The 543-nt window shown below is 58.7% G+C and carries 1 protein-coding gene; it reads right to left on the bottom strand.

Annotation, left to right across the window (positions count from 1 at the left end):
- Positions 1–169 precede the first annotated feature (169 nt).
- Positions 170–543, bottom strand: a 374-nt coding sequence (locus ACXJKH_RS21995) for a hypothetical protein (protein ID WP_457322565.1), incomplete at its 5' end; no start/stop codon positions are given.

Here is a 543-nt window from a genome sequence, read left to right as displayed (position 1 = left end):
CGGTCCGCTTGCGCATAATCATTCAAGGATTCGAATTGGGTCGCGAGCTCAGCTTCCGTTCCATCCCGTGTGGACAACCACTGCCAGCAACCAAGACCGGCGATGCCGAGAACGACAACCGCACCCATCGACGCCGCCCTCTTTCCTTTTAAATTGGCAACCCGGAGCGTCATCCACACAATCCCTTGAAGATGCCGCTGTCCTGCCGACAGAAGGCTTCTTCCTGCGCCTTGATGAATGCAGGCAGGGACGTCCACGGCTCAACCCACTCCCACTGCAGGAATTTGGCGTATGCGGTGGCCTGTCCGACGACGAACACGCCGAACGCCACAAAGGCAGAATCGCCCATACTTTGCTGGGCTTGCGCGATCATGTCGTCACGCAGCCTTTCGTCGCATTGGTGCTTGTCCGATCCTGCCGTGCCGTAACACATGTCATGCACGTCGCAAGCCTGACGGAAGACGTATCCGAAATACGCCGCGCCYGGCTGCAACGCAGGGGAAGCTATAAGGTAATCGGGCACACCAGGACCACCTGCAGCAC

The sequence above is a fragment of the Stenotrophomonas sp. P5_B8 genome (assembly GCF_054049855.1).
The sequence above is the reverse complement of the archived record's forward strand: the minus strand, read 5'-3'. Positions and strand labels throughout refer to the sequence as shown.